This is a genomic window from Enterococcus sp. AZ163 (genome assembly GCF_050498925.1).
GTDB lineage: Bacteria > Bacillota > Bacilli > Lactobacillales > Enterococcaceae > Enterococcus_A > Enterococcus_A ferrettii.
In genome coordinates, this window is the sequence record NZ_JBIPAO010000001.1 from 3,449,385 (window position 1) to 3,467,137 (window position 17,753).

General features: G+C 38.3%; 18 protein-coding genes and 1 other annotated feature (1 of these 19 only partly in view). Of the genes, 8 read left to right on the top strand and 10 right to left on the bottom strand.

Translation table 11 applies throughout. The annotated features are described in order from the left end of the window. Positions 1-124 (bottom strand) — a binding site (T-box leader); it reaches 80 nt to the left of the window's first position. Between the two features lie 126 nt (positions 125-250). Together IGI46_RS16570 and IGI46_RS16575 are read left to right on the top strand one after the other, a co-directional pair. After that, positions 251-1,195: an aldo/keto reductase gene (locus tag IGI46_RS16570; protein WP_429964074.1), complete on the top strand. Its 945-nt coding sequence runs from the start codon at positions 251-253 to the stop codon at positions 1,193-1,195. A gap of 191 nt (positions 1,196-1,386) precedes the next feature. Beyond that, complete coding sequence (locus tag IGI46_RS16575; protein WP_429964075.1) at positions 1,387-2,322, top strand: aldo/keto reductase; 936 nt, start codon at positions 1,387-1,389, stop codon at positions 2,320-2,322. A 38-nt stretch (positions 2,323-2,360) separates the two neighbouring features. Here IGI46_RS16575 and IGI46_RS16580 read toward each other — a convergent pair whose 3' ends face one another. The 3 genes from IGI46_RS16580 to IGI46_RS16590 all read right to left on the bottom strand — a co-directional run bounded on the left by IGI46_RS16580 (position 2,361) and on the right by IGI46_RS16590 (position 6,145). Continuing rightward, positions 2,361-3,326 (bottom strand): D-2-hydroxyacid dehydrogenase, encoded by a 966-nt coding sequence (locus IGI46_RS16580; RefSeq protein WP_429964076.1) that lies wholly within the window; start codon positions 3,324-3,326, stop codon positions 2,361-2,363. Positions 3,327-3,532: 206 nt separating this feature from the next. Beyond that, positions 3,533-4,972, bottom strand: coding sequence for a proline--tRNA ligase (proS, locus tag IGI46_RS16585; protein ID WP_429964077.1), 1,440 nt, complete (start codon positions 4,970-4,972; stop codon positions 3,533-3,535). A 315-nt stretch (positions 4,973-5,287) separates the two neighbouring features. Further along, positions 5,288-6,145: a DUF368 domain-containing protein gene (locus tag IGI46_RS16590; protein WP_429964078.1), complete on the bottom strand. Its 858-nt coding sequence runs from the start codon at positions 6,143-6,145 to the stop codon at positions 5,288-5,290. A gap of 295 nt (positions 6,146-6,440) precedes the next feature. On the opposite strand from IGI46_RS16590, the gene IGI46_RS16595 reads away from it, so the two are divergent. Genes IGI46_RS16595 through IGI46_RS16605 form a run of 3 tightly spaced genes read left to right on the top strand, consistent with a single transcriptional unit; the run spans position 6,441 to position 8,240 of the window. Further along, entirely contained in the window at positions 6,441-6,755 is a 315-nt protein-coding gene (locus tag IGI46_RS16595) for a hypothetical protein (protein ID WP_207701171.1), read from the top strand. Beyond that, complete coding sequence (locus IGI46_RS16600) at positions 6,730-7,644, top strand: LacI family DNA-binding transcriptional regulator (RefSeq protein WP_429964079.1); 915 nt, start codon at positions 6,730-6,732, stop codon at positions 7,642-7,644. The genes IGI46_RS16595 and IGI46_RS16600 overlap by 26 nt, the downstream gene beginning before the upstream one ends. Positions 7,645-7,700: 56 nt before the next feature. After that, the gene (locus IGI46_RS16605) at positions 7,701-8,240 is read left to right on the top strand and encodes a CDP-alcohol phosphatidyltransferase family protein (protein ID WP_429964080.1); all 540 of its coding nucleotides are present in this window, start codon (positions 7,701-7,703) and stop codon (positions 8,238-8,240) included. Between the two features lie 98 nt (positions 8,241-8,338). On the opposite strand, the gene IGI46_RS16610 is transcribed toward IGI46_RS16605, so the two are convergent. Continuing rightward, on the bottom strand, positions 8,339-8,950 hold the full coding sequence (locus IGI46_RS16610) for a TetR/AcrR family transcriptional regulator (protein ID WP_429964081.1): 612 nt from the start codon (positions 8,948-8,950) through the stop codon (positions 8,339-8,341). A 170-nt stretch (positions 8,951-9,120) separates the two neighbouring features. Between IGI46_RS16610 and IGI46_RS16615 the strand changes: the two genes are divergently transcribed. From IGI46_RS16615 to IGI46_RS16625, 3 genes are all read left to right on the top strand, one after another. Then, positions 9,121-9,822 (top strand): ABC transporter ATP-binding protein, encoded by a 702-nt coding sequence (locus IGI46_RS16615; RefSeq protein WP_429964082.1) that lies wholly within the window; start codon positions 9,121-9,123, stop codon positions 9,820-9,822. Further along, on the top strand, positions 9,822-12,089 hold the full coding sequence (locus tag IGI46_RS16620) for an FtsX-like permease family protein (protein ID WP_429973854.1): 2,268 nt from the start codon (positions 9,822-9,824) through the stop codon (positions 12,087-12,089). Before IGI46_RS16615 ends, IGI46_RS16620 begins: the two co-directional genes overlap by 1 nt. Before the next feature lie 173 nt (positions 12,090-12,262). Further along, entirely contained in the window at positions 12,263-13,849 is a 1,587-nt protein-coding gene (locus tag IGI46_RS16625; protein ID WP_429964986.1) for a SulP family inorganic anion transporter, read from the top strand. A gap of 65 nt (positions 13,850-13,914) precedes the next feature. On the opposite strand, the gene IGI46_RS16630 is transcribed toward IGI46_RS16625, so the two are convergent. From IGI46_RS16630 to comGD, 6 genes are all read right to left on the bottom strand, one after another. Beyond that, entirely contained in the window at positions 13,915-15,111 is a 1,197-nt protein-coding gene (locus IGI46_RS16630) for an acetate/propionate family kinase (protein ID WP_429964084.1), read from the bottom strand. Between the two features lie 23 nt (positions 15,112-15,134). Continuing rightward, positions 15,135-16,142 (bottom strand): class I SAM-dependent methyltransferase, encoded by a 1,008-nt coding sequence (locus tag IGI46_RS16635; RefSeq protein WP_429964085.1) that lies wholly within the window; start codon positions 16,140-16,142, stop codon positions 15,135-15,137. A gap of 218 nt (positions 16,143-16,360) precedes the next feature. Next, the gene (gene comGG, locus IGI46_RS16640; RefSeq protein ID WP_429964086.1) at positions 16,361-16,735 is read right to left on the bottom strand and encodes a competence type IV pilus minor pilin ComGG; all 375 of its coding nucleotides are present in this window, start codon (positions 16,733-16,735) and stop codon (positions 16,361-16,363) included. Further along, positions 16,728-17,156: a competence type IV pilus minor pilin ComGF gene (comGF, locus tag IGI46_RS16645; protein ID WP_429964087.1), complete on the bottom strand. Its 429-nt coding sequence runs from the start codon at positions 17,154-17,156 to the stop codon at positions 16,728-16,730. Before comGF ends, comGG begins: the two co-directional genes overlap by 8 nt. Before the next feature lie 21 nt (positions 17,157-17,177). After that, complete coding sequence (locus tag IGI46_RS16650) at positions 17,178-17,363, bottom strand: hypothetical protein (protein ID WP_429964088.1); 186 nt, start codon at positions 17,361-17,363, stop codon at positions 17,178-17,180. Next, a complete protein-coding gene (comGD, locus tag IGI46_RS16655) occupies positions 17,350-17,745 on the bottom strand; it encodes a competence type IV pilus minor pilin ComGD (protein WP_429973855.1) in 396 nt (131 codons plus the stop codon). Before comGD ends, IGI46_RS16650 begins: the two co-directional genes overlap by 14 nt. Positions 17,746-17,753: the final 8 nt, after the last annotated feature.

Here is a 17,753-nt window from a genome sequence, read left to right on the forward strand (position 1 = left end):
GAGCGGCTTTGCACCCGCTCATCTCCAGAATGTCTTTCAGAAACGTGATTTGGAATTGCTCTCAGCCTAGGCAAATTCTCTCTGCACCCTCTTCGTTGCTTACTCTTTCTTTCATTGATGTTAATTATCATCTTTTAAGCTACTAAAAAAAGACCGGAAAGTCAAGGCGAAGTGAAAAGAAAAGGCAAGATATTTCACTTTTTTTGCATTCCACTTTACACTTAATTGAAAGAATAGGAGTGAGGAAATAATGACAGACGTAAGAATTGGTAGATCACGAGTTTATTCAACTGATTTGGGTCTAGGAACAAATGCAGTTGGTGGACACAATTTATTCCCTAATTTAGATGAAGAGAAAGGAAAAGCGGTTGTTCGTGCAGCGTTAGATAATGGCATCACATTGCTGGATACCGCCTTTGCTTATGGAATGGGACGTTCAGAAGAGTTAATTGGTGAAGTATTGCAAGAGCCAAGCTATGATCGCTCCAGAGTGATTATCGCTACTAAAGCTGCTCAAGATGTCACTAAGGGCGGTGCTCTTAACAATTCACCTGAATTCTTGAAACAGGCCGTTGAAGATGCGTTGCAACGATTACAGACTAACTATATCGATATTTTCTACATCCATTTTCCAGATGATCACACCCCTAAAAATGAAGCTTTGGCTGCTTTACATGAATTAAAAGAAGCTGGAAAGATTCGTGCAATTGGCGTTTCGAATTTTTCGTTGGAACAGCTAAAGGAAGCTAACCAAGAAGGCTATGTCGATGTGGTCGAAGATCAATATAGTTTGCTGCATCGCGAAGCTGAAATCAATTTATTCCCTTACTTAAGAGAACATCGAATTGGTTTTGTTCCATTCTTTCCTCTTGCATCTGGTTTACTGACAGGGAAATATACCGAAGAAAATGGTTTTGACAGCTCAGACATGAGAAATGATAATCCTGATTTTAAAGGCGAACGATTCAAACAAATTTTAGCCAAAATTGATCTGCTTCGTCCAATTGCTGAAACCTACAATGCCACAGTTGCCCAGCTGGTATTGGCTTGGTACATGAAAAATCCTGATGTTAGCGTAGTGATTCCCGGAGCTAAGCGTCCTGAACAAGTCGAAGCAAATGCAAAAGCAGTTGATATTCGCTTGTCGGAAGCCGACTATACCATGATTGATGAACTATTTACTGACTTAAACTGAGGCACTTGTCTCAGTTTTTTTGTTGAATACAAAGCGGATAAAGTCAAAGTAGGTCTCGCTTTTTTTATTTTTTTGCTTTAAACTAATACAAAAGACTTCTATATAAAACCTAGTAAGCTTTTATTTTTGATCAGCAGACTATTTAGCGTCTTAAATAATTTAACAATAAAAATCAAGGAGTGATACTAGTCATGTCAGAAGTACAAATCGGAAAATCTTCAGTATATGCAAGCAAGCTTGGGCTAGGAACGAATGCAGTTGGTGGACACAATCTATACCCTAATCTAGATGAAGAGGTTGGAAAAGAAGTGATCCGGACTGCTCTTAGAAACGGAATTACTTTACTGGATACAGCCTTCTCTTATGGACGTGGACGATCAGAAGAATTGATCGGGGAGGTTCTACAGGAAGAAGAATTTGATCGTTCAAAAATCATTGTAGCTTCTAAAGCAGCACATGACATGTCCAACGGTGGAGTCTTCAATAATTCTCCTGAATTTCTAAAAAAGGCAGTTGAGGAATCTTTAGAACGTCTGCAAACGGATTATTTAGATATTTTCTACATTCACTTTCCAGATGAATCTACTCCTAAAAATGAAGCAGTCGCTGCTTTGTATGAGTTAAAGCAAGCTGGTAAAATAAAAGCTATTGGGGTTTCAAACTTTTCACTGGAACAATTGAAAGAAGCCAATCAAGACGGGCATGTTGATGTAATTGAAGAGCGTTACAGCCTAATTCATCGAGAACATGAAAATACCCTGTTTCCATATTTAAGAGAAGAGCAAATCAGCTTTGTTCCTTATTATCCTTTGGACTCTGGTTTATTAACCGGAAAATATGAACAAGAAGCAACGTTTGATGATAGTGATTTACGCAGCAAAAATCCAGACTTCAAAGGAGAACGTTTTAAAGAAATCATTGGTAAAGTGAATCAGTTAAAACCCATTGCTGAGCGATACAATGTGAGTGTTACTCAATTAGTATTAGCGTGGTACCTGAAGCATCCTATGATGGGTGTTGTCATTCCTGGTGCCAAAAACCCGAAACAAGTTGAAGCTAATTCTAAAGCCAGCGACATTCCGCTTTCTCAAGAAGATTTCGACAAGATCGATCAATTATTCCAATAAAAAAGAGGCAGCCAGACTTTTTTGTCTAGCTGCCCTATTTATTCATTCACAATATTTTGAGCTTTTCCATTAAGAAAGCCAGCCAAATTGTCTACAGCAATGCCCATCAGACGTTCTCTTGTCTCCACGGGTGCCCAAGCAATGTGAGGTGTGATGAAGCAATTTTTGGCCTTTAATAACGGGTTATCAGCCTGAATTGGTTCAGTTGAGACCACATCAATTCCTGCTGCAGCGATTTTCCCTTCATTTAAAGCATCGGCAACTGCCTGTTCATCCAGCAGACCACCTCTAGCCGTATTTAACAGGATTACCTGATCTTTCATTTTCATGATGGATTCTTCATTAATCATCCCAGCAGTATCTTTTGTCTGAGGAATGTGCAAACTGATAATATCGGATCTCTGATATAGCTCAGACAAAGAAACTTGACTCAACCACTCCTCTTCAGAAGGTTTAGGTCGATGATTCGCATAAATCACCTCCATATTCATTGCATGGGCTATTTTAGCAGTTGCGTGAGCAATGGCACCATAACCAATTAGTCCTAGCGTTTTCCCTCTTAATTCCATCAGAGATGTCTTGGTATAAGTAAAATCAATGCTTTTTTCCCAATCACCCGCATGAACAGACTGATTATGTAAGCCAACTTGACTAGTAATTTCCAATAATAAAGCAAAAGTAAACTGCGCAACAGCATCGGTTCCATAAGCCGGAATATTAGTCACGGCAATTTTTCGTTTTTTGGCTGCTTCCGTATCAACAACATTATAGCCTGTCGCAATCACACCTATATACCGAACATTTGGTGTCTGCGATAATACCTCTTCATCTATCGGTGTCTTATTAGTCAGAATAACTTCTGCCTCACCAATACGTTCAACAATTTCATCTATATTCGTATAAGAGGTACGGTCATACACGCTTACTTCACCAAAGAGTTCAAAACCTTTCCAAGATAAATCACCTGGATTTAACGCATGACCATCTAATACAACAATTTTCATAAACATCCTCCTAGTAAAAAAGAGCTTAAGACAACGATCAACTAAGACCATTATCTCAAACTCTCAATTAAAAGTCCGTTCAGAAACTTACTTCAGCGGGAGTTAAAAATTTTCTCACTGTCTACTTATTGTTTGCGGCTGATTTTTCGAACAGTTATTGAAGGAATTTTTATATATTTAAAGTAGTCTCTTTCACGGAAACTTTCCTAATATGCGCGTGCGATCCACACAGTGTGTTTCGCAGGTTCCCCAGTAACAATGTCCACAGTTTTTTCAACTGGAGGATTGAATGGGATATTGCGAGTTGTAAAGCCAGTCTCTTCTTTGATTTTTGCCTCGGTTTCTTCTGTACCATCCCAACCGATTAAGACAAATCCAGGGACTTCGCCAGTTTCTTTGGATTTGGCGATATGCTCTTTCAACTCATCTAGCGTATCAATGTCATAGTGCTCATTTTCTTTATAGCGAGCAGCAGCACTTTCGTATAGACGTTTTTGCATAGTGTCTAATTCTGTCGTGATGTACTCTTCGATATCATCTAAGGAAACGGTCGCTTTATCCTCAAGGTCACGCATTTTAACAACAACCTGATTGTTTTCCAAGTCACGAGGACCAAATTCAATACGCAATGGCGCGCCTTTTAGTTCCCATTCGTTAAATTTATAGCCAGGTGTATTTTCTGTTTGATCAATTCGAACACGCAAGTCTTGAGCTTTCAAAGTTGCTTGTAATTCTTTCAAGCGATCTAAAATAGTTGGGTTCTTTTGCCATGGGCCTACTGGAATTAAGACTACTTGTGTAGGTGCAACTTTTGGAGGTAGAACCAATCCTTTTTCATCACCATGAACCATAATTAATGAACCGATTAAGCGAGTAGAAATTCCCCAAGAAGTTGTGTATACATGTTCGTGTTCATTGTTGCGATTTAAGAATTTAATGTCGAAAGCTTTTGCAAAGTTGTTGCCAAGGTAATGAGACGTTCCTGCTTGGACGGCTTTACCGTCACGCATCATTGCTTCGACAGAATAGGTATCAACAGCACCCGCAAAACGTTCAGATGGTGTTTTTTGACCACGATAAACTGGGATTGCCAAGGTATTCTCAATTAAATTTGCATACGCCTCTAATGCACTCATTGTACGGTTGCGTGCGTCCTCTTCAGTTTCATGAGCGGTATGGCCTTCTTGCCATAAAAATTCTGAAGTACGTAAGAAAGGCATCGTTTTCTTTTCCCAACGGAATACATTCGCCCATTGGTTAATCTCTAAAGGAAGGTCACGATAAGAATTGATCCAGTTAGAGAAAGCATCTCCAATCAAGGTTTCTGAAGTTGGACGAAGCGCGTACGGCTCTTCTAATTCTTCATCGCCGACTTTTGTCAACCATGGTAATTCTGGTGCAAAACCTTCCACATGTTCTTCTTCTTTTTCTAAGAAATGTTTAGGGATCAACATTGGGAAATACACGTTGCGGATATCTTCTTCCTTCAAGAATTTGTTGAAGTCATCTTGAATATGCTGCCACAACTCGAAGCCGTCTGGTTTAAAAATAATACAGCCGCGAACAGGAGAATAATCCATTAAATCCGCTTTTTGAATTGTTTGTAAATACCATTTTGAAAAATCTTCTTTTTGTAAATTTGACATCTAAACATCCCCTTAAAAGTTAATAAAAAAAACCGTTCCATCCCTACATTACTGTAAGGACGAAACGGATAATTTCGCGGTACCACCTTGCTTGGCCATTCTTAGATGACCCAACTTTCAGCTCCCTTAACGCTGGAGATACGTGCTGCTTTCGCAACATACTTCTTCGACAGGTTCATAAATTTCAGTAGACGTGTTGATCTTTCAGCCGATGAATCAACTCTCTAATTGTCATGAAAATTTATTACTAGCTCGAATGCTTACTCATATGTTAAAGGGTTATTTAAAAAAAAGCAAGTATTAATTTGAATTTTTTTAATTTTCTTCCTCCGGTTTATAACGCTCTTCTAAACGACTCATCCACCAGCCTAAAGCCGCTCCCAAGAAACATAACACCCCACAGCCAACAAATCCTAAGAAACCGATTCCGCTGTAGTTGGTGGGAATAATCATGATCGTTGAAGCAAAAACAATTCCTAAAATGAAATGAAACATCGGCGAAAAATAACGATTGAAAATCCAATCCATCACTTTTGACAAGCTTAAAACAGTCGCTAAGCCGCCAATAGCAATAGGAATAAGAACGCTCAAATCCAACGTTTTAAATCCATCTGCCATTGCTTTATACATACCCATATATACTAGGAAGTTAGAGGGACTTAAGCCAGGAACAATCAATCCTAAACCAATTAATCCCCCAGCAATCATCCATGTGAAAAAGTTTTGATCCACTTCACCAAACAAGCCTGATCCCTGCCACAAAAATAAGAATCCTGCTGCAAAACTAACCACAAGAATGACGATATCACGCGTCGACCGGCCATGTTTCCCTGCTTCTTTCCATAACGCAGGAACAGTACCAATGATACAGCCGACAAAGAACCATAATATGATAGTTTCAAATTCGCCAAGCAAGAAACTAACCGCAAAAGATAAAATAAATACACCTGCCAGACCACCCAATCCTACGGGGATAAAAAACAGGACATTCTCTTTAAAGTTCTTTGTGATATGTGCCAGAAACGAAATGATCCGTTCATAAATACCAAAAACTGCTGCTAAAGCTCCACCGCTGACACCAGGTAAAATAAAGCCAGAACCGATAAACATTCCTTTGATAAACCGTAAAAACCAGTCACTTCTTACTGGCTTCGTTATTTTTTTACTTTCCATCAACCTTTTTCTCCTTAATTTTCGCATTTCTACCTTATTCAGTGTAACGATAAAGAATTGTTGTGGCAAGATTTTTATCCAGTTTAGCTCATTCTTTGCTTTTAAATTGGACAAATGACGCTTTTTCATAGACTAGATCCTTTAATCAAATTTTGTTAATGGGGGTCGTTTCTCTCAATTTTTTTGATCTGCGTTGATACAAAAAAAGTTTTTTATTTTTATGATATAAACTGCTTGCATTGAAACTCGTTTCATAAAGTACACTGTACTTATATAAGAAAAAGGAGGAATAAACATGAGAACCTATGTTAAAATTCAAAAAGATGGTAAAGAAAAATTGTATTATGCATTTATTCAGGTAAAGGACAATAGTTTAGTGCTTACATGTTCCGTCGGTTTATTGAAATCCTTCAAACGTGTTATCGATTTATCAAAAATTTCCTATTTAGGTGAAGATCAATATTATGGCGGAAAGCGTATCATCTTCGCTTATGAAGAAGAGCAATTTGCTATTTTTGAGTTTGGTCCAGCTGTCATTACTGATCTGCATAATCAATTATCCCTAAAAAAAGAGGTAATCAATTATGGCAAATATCCGAGATATAGCTAAAATAACGGGCTATTCCGTTTCAACGGTTTCAAGAGTGATCAATGACTATCCTTATATCAAAGAAGAAAAACGCAAAAAGGTTTTAGCTGTCATGAAGGAGCTCAATTACATTCCGAATAAAACTGCCCAAAATTTGAGTCACGGTGAAACTAAAAATATTGGTGTGGTTTTACCCTTTACAAACCATCCTTACTATACCCAATTATTAAGTGGAATAATGGAAGAAGCTTTTCTTTATTCCTACAAAATTACCTTGCTGCCGACAAACTATAACCCAAAACTTGAAAAAGATTACTTGGACCAATTTGCAGCCAAAGAATTTGATGGTTTAATTATTACAACGATGGCCAATAAGCCCGATTTTTATCGCGCCTATCTTACTTATGGTCCACTAATATTTTGTCAAAAAATTGCATTGGAAAACGTTGGCTCTGTTTATATCGATCTAGAATCTTCTATCCATGAAGCCCTGCTCTATTTAAAAGAGCGTGGGGTTAAAAAGTTAGGTGTTACTTTAGGCCGCAGTAAAAAAATCAGTCAGGATTCCGTCTTAATTGAAAGACTTAGTTACCAAGTATTTCCTGATTTTGATCCAGCAAATATTTTTTGGGATTGTTTCTCTGGAGAAGATGGCCCACAAGCTGCAGAATTTTTCGCAAACAAGCAGGTAGATGGTTTATTAGTGAACAGTGATGAGCTTGCTGCTGTTATTTTGCGAAACTACCCAACTCCAATAGTCGTTGGTCGAGAGAATTTGTTAATTAGTGAAGTCATGAATTTCTCTAGTATTGACCATCACCTAATTGATTGTGGTCGCCAAGCATTTCAGCTGTTTTATCAAAAAAAGCAAGATAAAATCTGCTTACCTTATGAGTTAATCAAACGTTAAGTTTAGCCAGCTAATTTTCAATAGAAAATAGCTGGTTTTTCTTTTATACTAAAGCTATGAAAAACATTCCTGATCTTATGACTAGTTGCCGAATTTTACTGACCCTTTTTTTGCCTTTTACAACTCCTTTTGATCAAAATTTTCTAATTATCTATACACTTTGTGGAGTCAGTGATATAGTGGATGGCTATCTAGCTCGCAAATTAAAATGTTCCAGCGATCTAGGAACATTCTTAGATACTTTGGCAGACACACTTTTTTTATTTCTAGCAGCGGGTACTTTGCTTGTAAAAATTTCACTGCCACTTTGGCTGCTACGTGCAGCTTTGGTCATTCTTGTCTTTCGACTGTTTACCTATACTATCGGCTTTATCCGTTTTCGTCAGTGGACAAGTCTTCATACTTGGCTCAATAAATTAACCGGCTTACTGTTGTTTTTGACTCCCTACCTTTATAACTTTATATCGCTGCCTATTTGGGGAATAATCGTTGTAGTTGTTGCTGTGCTATCCGTTTTAGACGAACTATTGATAGTCGCTTTGTCAAAAAAATTAGATAAAAACTGTCGTTCATTTTTTTCTTGTATCATAAAATGAAGGTAGATAACCGTCTCTACTAACGTTTAGTTATGTCAAGCTGACTCAACCTAAATTGAGCCCTGTTGCAAGAACACCTCTTAACAGCAGGACTTCGTTTAACGAGATTCGATTTCTTCAAAAATGCTTATCGGTGACGTGGTCATACTTTTTGCGAGAATTTCAGCAATTTCTTCGGGTGATTGTCTCGCACCCGTACGCAGCCAACGTTTAACGATAGCAATCACACCATAATAAATAAATTCCTGCTGCAATTTCTCACTTTCTGTAATCTCAGGCGATACGTTCTGAAGTTTGAGCTGAACGGTTTTGATATACAAGCGCTCCAAACGCTCAATGAATTGTGGGCGGCCATTTTCGCCAATCAGAACCTGCGCTAATTCCTTGCGTTCGTAGAGGAATATCATCAAGTTTTCACAGGCCTCTTTAAAGAACTGGAAAATATTAGCTCTTCCATATTGCTCAATTTTGCTTTTTACTGTCACACCAACGTGATCTTTCATCACTTGTTCGAGACTGCTATACATTTCCTCTTCTACTTCTTCCAGTAAAGCATATTTGTCCACATAATAATGATAAAAGGTTCCTCGATTTATTTTGGCACGCTTAGATAACCCTGCTACGGTGATTTTATCAAAACCAATTTCATCCATCATTTCAAAAAATATTGTGACAATGTGCTGCTTCGTTCGATCTGTTTTATTCGACATCGTACTTTCCTTCCACAATTTTCCATTATCTGTTCATTTATTCAACAAAGTCAATTCTACTGTTGCCTTTTTGAACACTCCGCCGCTCGTTGTTTATTGTTACTTGAATGATTTCATCCTAAACTAAAGCACATAATAAATCAACATAGTGTTCAAAAAAGGAGAAGATCATGACTTATATTCAAGCAACAAACCTGCAGAAAAATTATTTAACAGCAACCACTGAAATTCCGGCATTGAAAAATGTAACCTTTGCTATCGAAAAAGGAGAATTTACTGTAATTTTAGGCCCCAGTGGTTCTGGGAAGACAACTTTGCTTAATCTTTTAGGGGGAATGGACAAAGCAACAAGTGGTGAACTGATTGTAAATCAGAATACCATCCACTCCTTCAAGGATCGAGAACTAACTAATTACCGTCGTCACAGTATCGGCTTTATTTTTCAATTTTATAATTTGATTCCAACCTTAACTGCTTTAGAAAATGTAGCCATTGCTCAACGAATTGCGAAAGAGCCGTTCGAAGCTACAGAGATCTTAACAAGGGTTCAAATGTCCCATCGACTTAACAATTTTCCGCAAGAACTTTCTGGTGGTGAACAGCAACGTGTCTCTATTGCTCGTGCTGTCTGTAAAAATCCTCAATTGATTTTATGTGATGAACCCACTGGAGCATTAGATAGTACTACTGGACAGCAAGTGTTATACCTGTTAAAAGAAATGTCGGAAGTGCATGGACATACTATTATTGTAGTTACTCACAATGCAGCTATTGCCCAAATCGCAGATCGGGTTATTCACCTAAAAGACGGCGCAATCCTTAAAAATGATCGACAGCTTCATCCATTGAAGATTGATGAGGTGAGCTGGTAATGTTAATCCGCAAAACAATTCGTGATTTTCGTCAAAATGGTTTAAGTTTCTTCGCCGTTTTTTTAATGAGCTTTATTTGTCTGTTTGTTTTTACCGGTATTTATAATCTTAGTCAGCAAATGGAGCAAACTGGTAAAAAATTTATAGCAGACAGTCAGTTAGCCGACTATTTATTAACAACCCGACGACTGGACGAGAAGAAGGAAAAGGAAACTGCCTCTTTACCTTCTGTAGAGGAGATGTCTTTTCGTCATGTGGGTCAATTTGAAAACAATGACCTTTCATTAACTTTACTTTCTTTTGATCAATCAAAAATTAGTCAGCCTCAAGTAATCCAAGGTGCCAGTCTGCAACAGCAGCCGGGGATTTGGTTGGACCAAGATTTTTTCCGAGAAAATAAGTATCAATTAAATGATGAGATCACGATCAATCAAACAATTTGTAAAATCCGTGGAACCATCCGACAGCCGGAATTTATCTACTTTACCGAAAGTGCCGATCAACCTTTGCCAAATCATAAAGAAGTCGGCTATGCATATGTATCGGAAGAGACCTTTGCCCAATTGGGAATTTATTCAAGCCAGCAGTTACTGCTGGACACGAAAAATCAAACGAATCAAGCGTGGTTAGAAAAACAGTTGTCTTCTATTTGGGGTTCTGATTTTCAACAGCTGACCTCGCAAAAGGATAGTTCAGGTATTGGTGTGTTCACTGATCGATCGGAGCAAATTAAACGATTGGCAATTTTGTTCTCTGGATTATTCTTAATTCTTACCTTAATTACAATGGAAGCCACCATGAGGCGTTTTGTTAAGCAGCAGCAATTACAAATCGGTAGTCTGCTCGCTCAAGGGCTAAGCAAACGGTCTTTATTGTTTCATTACTCTTTATTTGGCTTACTAATATCCTTTGCCGGTTCGTTCATTGGTTGTTTATTGGGCCCAAGAGTTCTATCACCTATTTTATTATCGGTAATCGGTAATCAATTCTCTGTACCTGCCTGGGAAAATAGTACCAGCTCACTAGGTTACTGGGTAGTTGCCCTTGTTACCTTGTGCAGTGTCCTCGCCACTCTAATTCCCGTGGCGCCAATTATGAATAAACTGCCTGCAGTCATTTTGCAAAAGCAGACAAACGAGCGTTTTCGTCGAGTCTGGTTAGAGCATTCATTTATTTGGAAGTACCTCCCCTTTTCTCTGCAATGGACGCTGCGTGATATTCAGAGAAATTTACGCCGAGGTATCCTTGGTATTTTTGGAGCGATGGGCTGTATGATATTACTAATAGCAGCCTTTGGAATTAATGATTCAATTGATCACTCCTTGCATCAAGTTTTTTATGAAACCTATCATTACAATGAAAAGGCTAGCTTCATACAGCCCTTAGCTGAAAAACAACAAGACGAAGTTGAAAAGCTGTTCTCACATGAAGGTCAATGGTTGGAACAACAAACAGTTACTTTATTAAATGGTTCAGAAGAGCAGCTTATTACTGCTACCATTGCTTCACCTGGAAATTTTCTGAATTTGAGCACTCATTCAGAAACACTTTCCCTGCAAAATTTAAAGGACAACGAAGTAATTCTTTCTTCTGCTCTAGCAAACAACTATCAAATCAAAAAAAATGATTCCATCTATGTGAGGATTGGCCAAACAATTATTCCGCTTCAGGTAAAAGATTTAGCCTACCTCTCAGCTCCTCAAGGATTGTTTTTTTCACAAAAGGTATGGGAAGGTCTGGATCAATCCTTTTTACCGCAATCTCTTTTACTAGAAAAGCAAGATCAAATAAAAGAGTCTGCCCTTTTCTCCAACTCTGTTTCTAAAAAACAGCAATATACCGACTCTCTTCAGTTAATCGAAGGCATTCGTTTCATTATTTCTTTATTAATCTTAGCAGCCTTAGCATTAGGAATTACCATTATGATGAATTGCCATTTGCTGATTTTTTCTGAACGTTTTATTGAATTCGCTACGTTGAAAGTATTGGGCTTTACTAAGTCAGAGGTATTGCGTCTCTCCTTATTGGAAACAACTTTATTAACAAGTATTGGCTGGGTGTTCAGTTTGCCTTTGGGGTGGCTGTTTCTCCAAGCGTATGTATCAATGGTCTCAACTGAAAATCAGCAATACCTACCTCAACTATCAAGCAAAAGCCTAATGCTGGCTAGCTTTATATTATTTGGTTGCATGCTACTAGTACAAGCCTTTTTAAATCGTAAAATTAATCAAATTGATTTTGCAACAGCTTTGAAACCTGCCGAATAATTAATCTTAAAACTGCTCACAGGTGTCCTTGTCTACCGTGAGCAGTTTTTTCCTCTCTCACCTAAGAAAACGTTTTTAATTCAATTGCTGAAGTTTTTGGCTTAATTCTTGTGGTATTATCTATTTGTTGACTTTAAGAATGGAGTTGTTAGGTTAGATTGAATTACTTAAAAATGATTAGGGCCGAGTTTAAAGGGTATACTCTGCGAACGCTGAAAATGGATTTGCTGGCTGGAATAACCGTCGCTGCCGTGGCTTTACCGTTGGCTCTTGCCTTCGGTGTTTCCAATGGTTCAGATGCTGCTGCGGGAATGATTACTGCAATTATTGCTGGTGGTGTAATCGGTAGTTTGTCAGGTAGTTTCTATCAAATTTCTGGTCCGACTGGCGCAATGGGGGCAATTCTTATGTCCATTGTGGCAACTAAAGGCCTTGAAGGAGTTCTGCTTGCTACCTTCTTAGCAGGTATTTTCTTGTTGTTTGCCGGCATTTTGAAAATTGGCAGTATTACTTCCCTCATTCCAGCACCTGTCATAACAGGCTTTACTTCAGGCATTGCTATTATCATAGCCCTAGGGCAGCTAGATAATTTCTTTGGCGTACATTCTGAAGGCCATAATTTAATTGAAAAGCTGCAAAGCTATCAACAGTTTGGATTCTCGCCCAATATAATTACTACTCTCTTAGGACTTTCTGTCATTATTGGTATGATTTATTTTCCCAAAAAATGGAATCAAAAAATTCCTGCGTCCTTAGTAATGATTATAGTAGCAACTGTTCTTACTGTATTATTCAAGCTTCCTGTGGCTACGGTAGGAAAAATCCCCACTACAATTGTTAGTGACCATCGTCTGTTCTTTTCCGATCTTCACCTTAGTGGTCTGAAGGATGTATTCGTTCCAGCAATCAGTATTGCTATGTTAGGGATGATTGAAAGCCTGCTTTGCGGAGCTTCCGCCGGACGTATGACTGGAAAAGAGCTTGATAGTAATCAAGAATTGGTGGCACAGGGGATCGGGAACATGATTCTACCTTTCTTTGGTGGCGTTCCTGCTACTGCGGCAATTGCACGAACAAGTGTAGCCATTAAATCAGGCGCACAGACACGTTTAACCGGTATTTTCCACGCACTATTTTTACTATTATCTATGATGGTTTTTGCTCCTGTAATGTCAAGCATTCCTATGTCTGCATTAGCAGGTGTCCTGATTGTAACTGCTTGGCGAATGAATGAATGGACAATCATACAGGAATTTTGCCAAAAAAGGTTTTATCCTGCTTTAGTAAAATTTTTTGTTACTATGATTGCCACTGTTGTCTTTGATTTAAGCTTAGCCATCATTTTAGGAGTAGCAGCAAGCTGCTTAATCTTTTTGGCGAAATCGGCGCAAATCTCTATTAGCGTAGAAGAAATTGATTGGGAGCGTATGGCGATGGTTCCTGTTGAGCATACGAAAGACTGGGTGGTTGTGTATCTTAGCGGTCCGTTATTTTTTATGTCTTCAGCAAAACTGAAAAAGGCTCTGGATGATTTAAAGGATAAAGAGGGAATCATTCTATCAATGCGGGGCGTTTCAAGTATTGATACAACTGCATTAACTGTGCTTTCAGATTGTTATGCTCAACGTAAAGAAGTCGGTCAGGAACTTTACTTTAGCTCAATGCAATCAGGGGTAAAAGAAATGATTCAAACTATGCACATCGATACCGATATTCAGTATCACTTTTCTGTAGCTGATGCTTTGCGAGAATTATATTAATGCTTAAAAAAGAAGGTGACCTGGAAATGCTAATCGGCATTTCCAGGTCACCTTCTTCATTGTTTTTATTTACTTAAACGCTCAACATCTCGAGCAATCATTAATTCTTCGTCTGTTGGGATAACATAGACTTTTACTTTTGAATCAGGTGTTGAAATTTCAGCCTCTTTGCCGTGAATTTTTTGGTTTACAGCTGCATCCAAGTCAATTCCGAACCAAGTCATTTGCTCCAAGACCATTTTTCTAACGATATCGCCATTTTCACCCACACCAGCAGTGAAGACAATCGCATCAACACCGTTCATAACTGCAATATATTGAGCAATGTATTTACGGATGCGGTCAGCATAGATTTCTAAAGCTAGAATTGCGTCTTCATTACCGCCAGCTGCGCCATTTTCAATATCACGCATATCACTTGAAAGACCAGTCAATCCTAAAACACCAGATTTTTGATTTAAAATATCAATCATTTCATTAATAGAAGAAATCCCTTCTTTTTCCATCAAATATGGCAATAATGATGGATCAATATCTCCAGAGCGAGTTCCCATAGTGACACCTGCTAAAGGCGTGAAGCCCATCGAAGTATCAACTGATTTTCCACCTTCAACTGCTGTAACAGATCCGCCGTTACCAATATGGGCAGTAATAATCTTTGTTTCTTCGATCGGTTTAGCTAATAACTCAGCAGCACGTTCAGACACATAACGATGGCTGGTTCCATGGAAGCCATATTTACGAGCCCCATGTTTTTCATAGTATTCTTTAGGAATGCTGTAAAGATAGTTCACTTTCGGCATAGTTGCATGGAAAGATGTATCAAAAACAGCCACGCTTAACACGTTAGGCAAGATACGGCGGAATGCCTTAATTCCCATAGCGTTAGCTGGATTGTGCAATGGAGCGAATTCACTTAACTCTTCAATTTTTTCCAACACATCATCAGTGATAATCGTTGAATCTTTGAAGTATTCGCCGCCGGCTACAACACGGTGTCCTACACCTGTAAGCTCATCAAAGGATGAAATAATTTTTAGGTCGATCAATTGGTCTAAAAGCATTTGAACAGCTACTTCATGATCCTTAATGTCTAATACTTTTTCAAATTTTTCTCCATCACCATATTTAATCGTAAAAATTGAATCTTTAATTCCAATTCTTTCTACAATTCCTTTAGCTACGACGGTTTCATCAGGCATTTGGTATAACTGCCATTTTAGACTTGAGCTACCAGCATTAATTGCAATTGTTTTTGACATTTTTACTCTCCTTTTGTTTTAGCTTATAAATTAGAAGACTTCCAGCCCTCGAATTTTTTGAAAAACTCTGTTACCTTACTTGGATCCTTAAGGGTAGGTAATTTAACCAGCAGCACTTTTTCAGCCTGCTGAGCATCTCCACCAGCTTTTTGCAGAATTAATATACTCTTGCGAGAATGTTCGGATTTGAACAATTCGTCTGGCAATTGAATAATTCCTTGCAGGAAGACTTCTGCACCCAACCATTTTTGCAATAGCGGGCCTTGTTCAGCTTCCAGAAAATTACTTGGCAGCAGGAATAATCCAAAACCGCTTGTCTTTACGTAAGCCATCGCTTGCTCCATCAATAAATGATGTGCATAGCTGTGCTCCTTTTCCGAACTAGTGATAAACTGGCGCGCCTTTTCATCATTGGGATAGTAACCGATAGGCAAATCCCCAATGGTGAAATCTACTGGATCTACTAATAAATCCTGCAGGCTGTCCTGATGGAACAATTGAACTTCTTCTTCCATTAAAGCACTGTCTGAAGCAGCGATTGCTAATAAGGTATCATCGATATCTATACCAGCCGCCTCAACTTTATAACCTGCTAATTGTAAATTAGAAATGGTTGTTAGAAGTAAATTCCCCATACCAACTGCAATATCCAATACACGAATAGGTGCTTGCTTATCTGCTGTTAACTGCTCAATCAAAAAGACAAACAAAAAACCCAAGCTGTCTGGTGTTAACTGATGATTAGGCTGTAATGTTTCTTGTTTAGAGCCTTTCAGTAATAGCAGCTGAGTGACTTTACGCCATTCTTCTTTTTTCAAGTTCAGTTCTAAAATATCTTGGTAGAGTTTTTCTACTTGGCTGACGGTTTGCTGATCAGGTGTTTGGTCAACCACACGTACTTTTGCACCATCCACTAAATTCTCCGCATTTTCGATATAGGCGTCAAAAAAGGAAGTTTCTAGTTTTTGCTGCAATAATTCCACTGCTTGATTCATCAAAGAAAAAGCTGTTTCAATTTTTTCTGGATTCATCTTATACCTCCTAGTATAACACCTATGATACCTGTTCTATTTTAGCGGACAATTTAAAAATAATCAATCGCTTTCTTTTTAAAATTGCGGATTTTTAGTGTTTTTGGAAGAAAACTACCTGTAAAACTTTTTCACAAACATGTGTGTTAGTCTGTATCGATTACAGAACAAAAAGTGTTAGTAAAGAGACGAGCGCTTTACTAACACTTTCACAAATTTCACGGATTTCTCAAGTGTCCTTCAGTTGTTTCTTTTTTATTGGTGGAATTACCCGCAGACTGGCTGGTTTCCTTAGCTATTTTCTCAGAAAAAGTATACATTTTCCCCTGAATAGTTACACAAATTTTTACTGTATCTTTCTTTTTTTCGTAGGACAGGTCCCCCTGGTCAAAAAGCCAAGTTCCTTGCTCTTCTTTCAATGGTTGGTATACGATTAAAAATTCTTCCTTGGCAATTTTTGCTTGATACAGCTGAATGGTCCGTTTTGAGAAATCTGCTGTTTGACGATAGGTAAACAGCAGTTGTAAAACTAAAAAGCTGAAAAGAAAAATAAACAGTAAGACAGAAATTAGAATTCCACCGCGTTTATTCAATCACCCAAGTTCCTTTCTTCTTTGTGCCGTCGTTGAAAGTAACATCAAATTCTACAGTGTGATCTACTTCCTGACAGCTGAAAGCATATACCTGAGTAAACAACGGTTGATGCCCATTTTTATAGTTTTTTCTTACTGTTGAATTGGCTCTTTCTATTTTGAGTGTGCTTCCTTCTTTATCCTTCAGCACAATTCGATGGGCTTCAGTGTTACTATAATCAAATCCTGCAAGTTCATTTTCTAATTGCAGCAAGCCTACTTCCCATTCACGGCTATGATAGGCTGTTAGCTGCTGCTCCATCTTGGCCATGTGCTTAATCAAACCATCTAGCAAAAGAAGACTTCCACTTAATACCAGCAATGCCACTAAGCATTCCAAAAGAGTAAATCCCTTAATTCGCCAGCGCTCTTTTTCTCCCACTATCTTCCTCCTCTAGTTTTTTTAGGGATAAAGTCGTTTATGACGAAGCTCAATATATCGATTGCGATATTCTTCAATCTTTTCCAACTGTTGCAGTGTTTGTTTTTGTAGATGAATAGTAATCGACAAGTATCCATAGGTCATCCCAAATAGCAGAGACAGACTTACTAGACTTTCTAACAAAATGTACCCTCTACTTTTTTTCAAAACGACCACTTCCTAATTGAAATTGATAAATAACTTCTCCAGACCTGTCAGTGAATCTAATTTTAGGAATACCAGTCTCTGGCTGATTCGTAGAAACATTTCCGGTACTGCTTTTAAACATGATGGAATATCCGCTATGCAAAACAACGTACTTTGGCACTTCCAAATTTTTCCAGGGTAGCTCCTCATCGACGGCCGTAAAAGTAATCAGCTGTTTATCTGGGTGCAAGTCAAACCGAGCATTTTTTTGATCACAGATCGCCAACTGCTGAAGATGTAATATCGACTTTTCCAGCTGATAATAAAAAGATCGTTCCTCCAGTTTTCGCTGCCAGTTGGAGAACATCAACGTTGGCAGTAAAACAAAACTGCAAACTATCATTAGAACAA